The 8,355-nt window shown below is 71.9% G+C and carries 8 protein-coding genes; 2 read left to right on the top strand and 6 right to left on the bottom strand.

Features of this window, described 5'->3' with window-relative positions; genetic code table 11:
* Window positions 1-447 precede the first annotated feature (447 nt).
* From ACWDX7_RS28180 to ACWDX7_RS28160, 5 genes are all read right to left on the bottom strand, one after another.
* Window positions 448-675: a DUF397 domain-containing protein gene (locus ACWDX7_RS28180; RefSeq protein WP_451488406.1), complete on the bottom strand. Its 228-nt coding sequence runs from the start codon at window positions 673-675 to the stop codon at window positions 448-450.
* 143 nt (window positions 676-818) lie between these two features.
* Entirely contained in the window at window positions 819-1,994 is a 1,176-nt protein-coding gene (locus tag ACWDX7_RS28175; protein WP_451488374.1) for a thiolase domain-containing protein, read from the bottom strand.
* A complete protein-coding gene (locus ACWDX7_RS28170) occupies window positions 1,991-3,103 on the bottom strand; it encodes a thiolase domain-containing protein (protein WP_451488373.1) in 1,113 nt (370 codons plus the stop codon). Before ACWDX7_RS28170 ends, ACWDX7_RS28175 begins: the two co-directional genes overlap by 4 nt.
* Window positions 3,103-4,092, bottom strand: a complete 990-nt coding sequence (locus ACWDX7_RS28165) for a Zn-ribbon domain-containing OB-fold protein (RefSeq protein ID WP_451488372.1) — start codon at window positions 4,090-4,092, stop codon at window positions 3,103-3,105. The genes ACWDX7_RS28170 and ACWDX7_RS28165 overlap by 1 nt, the downstream gene beginning before the upstream one ends.
* Window positions 4,093-4,403: 311 nt before the next feature.
* Window positions 4,404-5,210: a crotonase/enoyl-CoA hydratase family protein gene (locus ACWDX7_RS28160; protein WP_451488371.1), complete on the bottom strand. Its 807-nt coding sequence runs from the start codon at window positions 5,208-5,210 to the stop codon at window positions 4,404-4,406.
* A gap of 187 nt (window positions 5,211-5,397) precedes the next feature.
* Here ACWDX7_RS28160 and ACWDX7_RS28155 point away from each other — a divergent pair, with 187 nt between their 5' ends.
* Entirely contained in the window at window positions 5,398-7,083 is a 1,686-nt protein-coding gene (locus ACWDX7_RS28155) for an acyl-CoA synthetase (protein ID WP_451488370.1), read from the top strand.
* 115 nt (window positions 7,084-7,198) lie between these two features.
* On the opposite strand, the gene ACWDX7_RS28150 is transcribed toward ACWDX7_RS28155, so the two are convergent.
* Window positions 7,199-7,648, bottom strand: coding sequence for a hypothetical protein (locus tag ACWDX7_RS28150; protein WP_451488369.1), 450 nt, complete (start codon window positions 7,646-7,648; stop codon window positions 7,199-7,201).
* Between the two features lie 146 nt (window positions 7,649-7,794).
* Here ACWDX7_RS28150 and ACWDX7_RS28145 point away from each other — a divergent pair.
* Window positions 7,795-8,355: hypothetical protein (locus ACWDX7_RS28145; protein WP_451752023.1), on the top strand; the 561-nt coding region annotated here is incomplete at its 3' end.

Here is an 8,355-nt window from a genome sequence, read left to right as displayed (position 1 = left end):
CCGGCAGGAGGTGGGCAACGTACCGCTGGACTCCCCAGGTGCCCGATCAGGTCGGACACCATGGCGCCGGGGCAGGAGGGGACCGCCGGCGCGGGCCGCCCGGGGCCGACGGCCCGGCGGACGGTCTTTTCGAAGACCGCCGCTTCGTGCCGGAAGTGGGAGAGCCGGGCAGGGTGGTCCGTGCGGACCACCCTGCCCGCCGGGCGGCGGATCCGCTCCCCGTGAGCTACCGGCGAACGCCCCGCCCCCCTAGCCCTGTCCGGGCGATCTCCGCGGGCCCGCGCTGCCTGGCACGGCACCTCTCCGCGTCGTCGAGGCGCGCGAGTACGGCCACGTACTTGCTGCGCCCCTCCGCCTTGCGATGCACCGCACCAGACAACGCGACCTGATCCACGAAGATCGCCCGGACAGGACGTAGCAGGCGGTGGCGGCGGGGGTGCCGCCGCCCTACGTCAGGTCGAACTCGCCACCCCGGGCGTCCAGTACGAACCTGCGCCACTCGTCCGGCGCGAAGATCAGCGAGGGGCTCTCGGGGCGGTCGCCGTTGCGCATCGCGATGAAGCCCTCGACGAAGGCGATCTGAACGTCACCGGCCCCCCGGCTGCTCGACTGCCAGTCGGCTCCGGTGAGATCGAGGTCCGGCTTGCCCCAGCCGGCCAGGGGCTGTGAAGTCATGCTCTCGGCCACGTGCGTGCTCCTCCCGGTACGTCGTCCGGGGGCAAGGTTAACCATCGCGGCGGGTGCCGCACAGACCACGTACAGTCACACGCGGCCGGTCCGGCACCCGCCCCCTCCGCTCGCGGCGGGGCAGGTCCTCCTCAGGAGGTCGGCTGCTCGGCCCCCACCAGCCACATCGAGAAGAACTGCGCGCCCCCTCCGTACGCGTGTCCCAACGCCCGGCGGGCTCCCGGCACCTGGTGTTCACCGGCCTGTCCGCGGACCTGGAGGGCCGCCTCCGCGAAGCGGATCATGCCGGAGGCGCCGATCGGGTTGGTGGACAGGACGCCGCCGGAGGGATTCACCGGGAGGTCGCCGCCGAGTTCGGTGACCCCGGCCTCGGTGAGTTTCCAGCCCTCGCCCTCCGCCGCGAAGCCGAGGTTTTCCAGCCACATCGGCTCGTACCAGGAGAACGGCACGTACAGCTCGACCGCGTCGATCTCGCGGCGCGGGTCCGAGATGCCCGCCTGCCGGTAGACGTCGGCGGCGCAGTCCTTGCCCGCCTGCGGAGAGACGAAGTCCTTGCCCGCGAAGAGCGTGGGTTCGCTGCGCATCGCCCCGCCGTGCATCCAGGCCGGCGGCTTCGGCGAACGGGCCGCTCCCGCCCGGTCGGTGAGGACCATCGCGCAGGCACCGTCGGAGGAGGGGCAGGTCTCCGAGTAGCGGATCGGGTCCCACAGCATCGGCGAGGCCTGGACCTTCTCCAGCGTGATGTCGTGCTCGTGCAGGTGCGCGTACGGGTTCTTCAGCGCGTTGCGGCGGTCCTTGTAGGCCACGAGCGAGCCGACGGTCGCGGGGGCGCCGGTGCGCCGCATGTACGCCCGCACGTGCGGGGCGAAGAAGCCGCCGGCGCCGGCCAGCAGCGGCTGCTGGAAGGGGACGGGCAGCGACAGGCCCCACATGGCGTTGGATTCGGACTGCTTCTCGAAGGCCAGGGTGAGGACGGTGCGGTGCACGCGGGCCGCGACGAGCTGGGAGGCCACCAGGGCGGTGGAACCGCCGACCGAGCCCGCCGTGTGCACGCGGAGCATCGGTTTGCCCACCGCGCCCAGCGCGTCCGCCAGGTACAGCTCCGGCATCATCACGCCCTCGAAGAAGTCGGGGGCCTTGCCGATGACGACCGCGTCGATGTCCGCCCAGGTCAGCTCGGCGTCCGCGAGGGCGCGGGCGGCGGCTTCGCGGACCAGCCCCGCGAGGGACACGTCGTGGCGGGCCGCGACGTGCTTGGTCTGGCCGATGCCGACGATCGCGACCGGTTCCTTGCCCGTCCCGCTCATGCCGGTTCCCCTTCCAGGACGGCGACCAGGTTCTGCTGGAGGCAGGGGCCGGAGGTGGCGTGCGCGACGGCCCGGTGGGATGCGCCGCGGTGGATCCGGGCTGCCGCCTCACCGATGCGGATGAGGCCGGCGGCCATGACCGGGTTGGCGGCGAGCGCCCCGCCCGACGGGTTGACGGCGACGTCCGGCCCGAGCCCGAGCGCGTTGCGGAGCACGACCTCCTGGGAGGAGAAGGGGGCGTGCAGTTCGGCCGTGTCCACCGGCCGCTCGAAGACTCCGGCGCGCTCGGCGGCCAGCCGGGTGGACGGGGAGTCGGTGAGGTCGCGCAGGCCCAGACCGTGGGCCTCGATGCGGTGGTCGATGCCGGTGATCCAGGCGGGCCGCTCGCAGAGCCGCCGGGCGAGGTCTCCGGCGGCCAGGATCACCGCGGCGGCGCCGTCGCTGACGGGCGGGCAGTCCCCGGTGCGCAGCGGCGCCACCTGGTAGTCGCCCTGCGGGACGGCGCCGGTGAGCTGTGCGTGCGGATTGGTCTCGGCGGCGGCCCGGCTGCGGGCGGCGATGGCGGCCAGGGCCGGTTCGTCGGTATGGCCCGCGTCGATGAGTGCCTGGGCTTGCAGGGCGGCCAGGGAGACCGAGTCGGGCCACAGGGGGGCGACGTAGTAGGGGTCGAGCTGGCGGGTCAGGACATCGCGTACGGATCCGGGCGAGGTCTTCCCGTACCCGTAGACGAGGGCGGTGTCCGCCTCGCCGGTCTGGATCTTGACCCAGGCCTCGTAGAGGGCCCAGGCCCCGTCCATCTCGACGTGCGACTCCGGGATCGGCGGCCAGGCGCCGACCCCGTCGAGGGTCATGGTGAAGGAGAAGGCCCGGCCCGCCAGGTAGTCGCTGGAGCCGGAGCAGGTGAAACCGATCTCGCCGGCTTTCAGCCCGGTCCGGGCAAGTACCTGGTGCAGCACGGGCATGACCATCTCGACTTCGCTGAGCTCGTCGCTACGGCGCGTGTGGTCGCTCTGCGCGAAGGCGACGACGGCGACGTCACGGGCGGGCCTGGGCCTCGTGGGTGTCAGAAGTGTTACGGGCGTCGTCGGCGTCGTCGGCGGCGTCGGCATCAGATGAGCTCCTTGTACGCGTCGTAGTCCGCGTCCGGCTCGCCGGTGGGGCGGTAGTGGTCGGGGTAGCGGCCGCCGTCGCTCCACACCGGTTCGACGCGCAGGCCCATGCGGACCTGGTCGTACGGGATGCCGCCGATGCGGCCGTGGAGGGCGAGGGCGGCGCCGTCGAGGGCGATGTGGGCGTAGACGTACGGGACTTCGATGTCGTCGTTGCCGGCGTTGCGCGCCTTGATGTTGACGATGCAGTACGTGGTGACCGTGCCTGCCGGGCCGACCTCGACCCGGTCGGTGGTGGCGACCCCGCAGGTCGGGCAGGCGCCGCGCGGCGGGACGTACACCTTGTGGCAGGAGGGGCAGCGCTCGCCGACGGTCTTCCGCTCGGCGAGGGCGTTGATGTAGGCGGTCTGCGCGCGGCCGGGGCTGTAGGTGTAGTCCAGGCGGGCGGCGGCGACGATGCCGGTGACGGGGTCGGTGAACACGCCGTCGTGCGGGACCGGGCGGGGTGGCTCGACGCCTTCGGCGGCGGCCTCGGCGCCCATGTCCGGTTCAAAACAGGCGATGTCGGTGATGGATCCGGTGCGCTCGGCGGCCCAGCGGACGCGGACGCGCATACCGGTGCGCACGGCCTCGGGGCCGGGCGCGTCGAGGGCGTGCAGGAGGGCGGTGTCCGCGCCGTCGAGCTTGACCAGCACCCAGGCGAAGGGGGTGGCGAGGGGCTGGTGGGAGCGGGGCCGGCCGTTCCAGGCCCAGGTGGTGACGGTGCCGGTGGCGGCGACTTGGACGAGCTCGCGGATCTCCTCGGCGGTGACGGGGTCGTATTCGGCGGGCGGCACCATCACCCTGCCGTCGGAGGTCCGTACGCCGAGCACGACGCCCTCGCGCAGCCCGGTGAGGAAGGCGCTCTGTACGGGCCCGAGTGACCGGGTGAAGGGAAACTCCACGACGAGTGGCGCGCGCAGCACTTCGGGTGGCGACGCAGCGGTCATGCTGACTCTCCGATTCTCCGTAACGGTGCAACGACTCCAGCCCGGCATTCCCAGCCCCGCCGGCGTTTGAGGAGGCGCGGGGCCTGCGACAGCGCCCCAACAGCCGGCCCGCGACCGGGCCCGGGGCTGGCAGCCCCGGGGACACCTCCGGCCGGCATATCCAGCCCCGCCGGCGTTTGAGGCGCGGGGCCTGGGGCAGCGCCCCAACAGCCGGCCCGCAGGGACCGGATCGAGCTGCCCAGCGTCGGGGCCCGGGGGCCGGCAGGCCCCGGGTACAGACACCGGCGCCCGGGCCGGGAGGCCAAGGGCGGCTACTCCCGCCGATACACCGCCGCCCGCCTCTCCGCAAAGGCCCGCGCCCCCTCCTTCGCATCCGCCGTGTCGAAGACCGGCCACCCCCGCCGGAGCTCCGCCGCCAGCCCTTCCGACTCCGTGAGCTCGGCGCTCTCGTACACGGAAGCCTTCACCGCCTCGACAGCCAACGGCCCGCACGCGTTGATCCGTTCGGCGATTTCCAGGGCCTTGTCCAGCGCCGTTCCGTCGGGCACCACGTGCCCGACGAGGCCGATCCGGGCTGCCTCCTCGGCCGGGTACGGACGCCCGGTCAGCAGCATCTCCAGGGCGTGCGTACGCGGAATCTGGCGCGGCAGCCGGACCGTGGAGCCACCGATCGGGAAGAGGCCTCGTGCGACCTCGAACAGCCCGAAGGTGGCGCCCTCACCGGCGACGCGGATGTCGGTGCCCTGGAGGATCTCCGTCCCGCCGGCCACGCAGTACCCCTCCACCGCCGCGATCACCGGTTTGCGGGGCCGGTGGTGGCGGAGCATCGCCTTCCAGTGCAGGTCGGGGTCGGCCGTCAGCCGGTCGCGGTAGTGGTCGCCCGCCATCCCCCCGCCACCGCCGGCCAGCGCCTTGAGATCCATGCCGGCGCAGAAGTCCCCGCCCGCGCCGGTCAGCACCACGGAGCGGATCTCGTCGTCGGCGTCCGCCTCCAGCCAGCCGTCATACAGGCCCACCAGCAGCGGCAGCGAGAGCGCGTTCTTCGCCTCGGGTCTGTTCATGGTGAGCACCAGAGTGGCGCCGTGCCGTTCCACGGTCAGGTGTTCCGTCCCACCCATTGCCGTCCTCCCTCTCCAGACCTAGAACAGGTTGCAGTAGGGGCGGTCGCAGTTCAATAGTTTTCTGACACACAGTCAGTTTTCTTGGGCGGCGCCCTTCCCAGTTGGGATCGGCGGCGCTGTAATGACCGCCGGAGCAGACCGCCCGTGCGTTCCGCCACGGGGACTTCCGGGGTCAGGAGGAACGGTGGAGTACAACCTTGCCGACCTGTTCGAGTCGGTCGTGGACGTGGTTGCGGACCGTGAGGCCCTCGTCTACGTGGACCACCCCCGCACCGGCGCCGAGCGCCGCCTCACGTACGCGGAACTGGACACGGCGGCGAACCGCATCGCCCACCACCTGCTGGACAGCGGACTGACGCCCGGCGAGCACGTGGGCCTGCACCTCTACAACGGGATCGAGTACTTGCAGACCGTCCTGGCCTGCCTGAAGGCCCGGCTGGTACCGGTGAACGTCAACTACCGGTACGTGGAGGAGGAACTGGTCTACCTCTACAACGACGCCGACCTCGCCGCGCTGGTCTTCGACGGCGAGTTCACCGAACGGGTGGCGGCCGCGCTGCCGCAGAGCGCCAAGCTGCGCCACCTGATCCGGGTCGGGCCCGCCCCCGAGGGCGCCCCGGAGCCCGCTGTCACGCCGGTCGCGTACGCCGACGCGGAGGCGGCCGGCTCTCCCGAGCGCGGGTTTTTGGCCCGGTCGGCGGACGACCTCTTCATCATCTACACCGGCGGCACCACCGGCATGCCGAAGGGCGTCATGTGGCGGGCCGAGGACCTCTTCTTCGCGGGGCTCTTCGGCGGCGACCCCGCCGGTGAGCCGGTGAAGCGGCCCGAGGAACTGGCCGAGCGGGTGGCGGCGGGCGGCGCCGGGCTCACCTTCTTCCCCGCTCCCCCGCTGATGCACGGCACGTCGACGCTGACCTCGTTCGTCGCTCTCAACTACGGCCAGCGGATCGTCATCCACCGCAAGTACGTCCCCGAGGAAGTGCTCCGTACGGTCGAGAAGGAGAAGGTCTCCAGCGTGTCGCTGGTGGGCGACGCCATGCTCCGGCCCCTGATCGACGCCCTGAACGGCCCGCTCCGGGGGACGGACCTGTCCTCGCTGTTCAGCGTCTCCTCATCCGGGGCGATCATGTCCGAGACCGTGCGAGCCGAGTTCCAGCGGCTCGTGCCGCATGTGCTGCTGCTGAACAACTTCGGGTCGTCCGAGTCCGGTTCCAACGGCAGGGCGACGGATGACTCCGGCCCGGAGAAGGGCTTCCGCCTGGAGGTCAACGACCGTACGCAGGTGGTGGACCCGGTGACGCACGAGCCCGTACGGGTGGGCGAACCGGGGCGCCTCGCGCAGCGCGGCCACGTCCCGCTCGGCTACTACAACGACCCGGCGAAGACCGCCGAGAACTTCTTCCAGAAGGGCACGGAACGCTGGGTGCTGCTGGGCGACATGGCGACCGTCGACGAGCAGGGCATCGTCACGGTCCTCGGACGCGGCTCGCAGTGCATCAACACCGGGGGCGAGAAGGTCTACCCGGAGGAGGTCGAGCAGGCGCTGAAGTCCCATCCGGGCGTGTACGACGCGCTGGTGGCCGGCGTCCCGGACCCGCAGTGGGGCAGTCACGTCGCCGCGGTGGTGCAGGTCAGGGCCGGCTCGCCGGAGCCGACCCTGGACGAGATCCAGGCCCATTGCCGCACCAGGCTGGCCGGTTACAAGATCCCCCGGCAGCTGGTCATCGCACCCGCCGTGCAGCGCTCCCCCAGCGGCAAGGCGGACTACCGCTGGGCGAAGGCGGTGGCGACGCAGGCGGACGCACAGGCGGACACGGACACCGTCGCCGACGCTGACGCCCACGCTGACGCCGACACGCCGCGCTAGCCGCGGAGGGGCTGGGAGCAGCCACGAGGGCCGGGCGGGCCGGAGCAGGGCAGTACGCGAGCCGATCCGGCCGAGGCGGGGGGCGAGGGTGAGCGGGCGGGCTGAGCGGCGGGGCTCATCCCCCGTGCGATGCGATGAAGGCGCGCAACTCCTCCCGCGGATCGGGGCCCGAACCGTTCCGCCAGATCTGGTTGGTCTGCTCCCCGGAGGCTATTCCGGCGAGCAGCATGTCACGCATGGCCGAGGTGGCCACCCGTCGCGCCTCCGCCAGGCGGTGGCGAGACATGACCCCTCCTGCATCGTCGTCCACGGTCGGGACCTCGGCGCAGGTCAAGGCCTCGGCCAGCCGTCGTTCCCACTTCAGCACCCGCCCCCAGGCGTACGTCTCTCCCTGCGCGGAGCCCATGTGCTGAAGACCCACCAGGTCCCACCCCTGGCGCTGCGAGAGCGGCGTGCCCGGGCAGACCCATGCGGTCGCCAACGCGGCGGCTCGCCACGCGAGTTCCTCGTCCGTGCCGACGGAGCAGGGCTTGTCGGTGTTCTCGTCCCGCAGTTGGTTGTCCATGAGGTGGATCATAACCCTATTATCGTCTCCATGACGATAATAGGGGACGCGAACATGATCGACTAGGGTGGCGCACGCCCGGTGACGAAGCCCGGTGACTAAGTCAGGCCCCCTCGGCGTAAGCACACATGTTCCGGAGAGCTCAATTGACCACGCGTCAGCACCTCGGCGCGCGGGCAGGCGCCCTGCCCAACCCCCTGGCGGCGGCCCGAGCGCTGACCAGCCCCTCCACCCCGCACCGCATCGAGGATCCGGTCATCTCCAGGATGCAGCGCATCCGCACGGCCCTGGGGGTGGCGAGCATGTCCTGGCTGCTGCTGGCCTACCCGCTGCGCGACGGTCGACAGGACTTCGTACTCGGCAAGCTGGAGGAACTGCTGATCGGCTGCGCCATCATCCTGGCGGCCGCTGTCATCGGCGTCGGCCTGTGCGTCCTCTCGGCCCCGTCGCCCCTGCGCCGCGCGTACGCGCGCCGCGTCGTCGGCCCCCTGAAGGCGCTGAGCACGCTGCCGCTGGGAGCCGGGGTGGTCTGGCTGATGGCGGCGGCCCTCGGCGGTGACCTCGTCTCGCTCTCGGACGTGGGCCCGCACGACATCACCTTCGGGTTCTTCGGCAGCGTTCTGGGTACGATCTTCACCGGTCTCCTGATCGGCCTGCTGTTCGCCGCGGCCGCACTCGTGTGCGCGGCCGTCCTCGTCGCGGCCGTG

Source organism: Streptomyces sp. NPDC003034, assembly GCF_053591375.1.
Note: the sequence above shows the minus strand (reverse complement) of the source record. Positions and strands in the feature narration are given on the sequence as shown.

Coding starts and splice junctions, on each gene's coding strand:
- ACWDX7_RS28160 (WP_451488371.1), bottom strand. CDS start 5,210: ATGGGTGGGACGGAACACCTGACCGTGGAACGGCACGGCGCCACTCTG.
- ACWDX7_RS28165 (WP_451488372.1), bottom strand. CDS start 4,092: ATGACCGCTGCGTCGCCACCCGAAGTGCTGCGCGCGCCACTCGTCGTG.
- ACWDX7_RS28180 (WP_451488406.1), bottom strand. CDS start 675: ATGACTTCACAGCCCCTGGCCGGCTGGGGCAAGCCGGACCTCGATCTC.
- ACWDX7_RS28150 (WP_451488369.1), bottom strand. CDS start 7,648: ATGGACAACCAACTGCGGGACGAGAACACCGACAAGCCCTGCTCCGTC.
- ACWDX7_RS28170 (WP_451488373.1), bottom strand. CDS start 3,103: ATGCCGACGCCGCCGACGACGCCGACGACGCCCGTAACACTTCTGACA.
- ACWDX7_RS28175 (WP_451488374.1), bottom strand. CDS start 1,994: ATGAGCGGGACGGGCAAGGAACCGGTCGCGATCGTCGGCATCGGCCAG.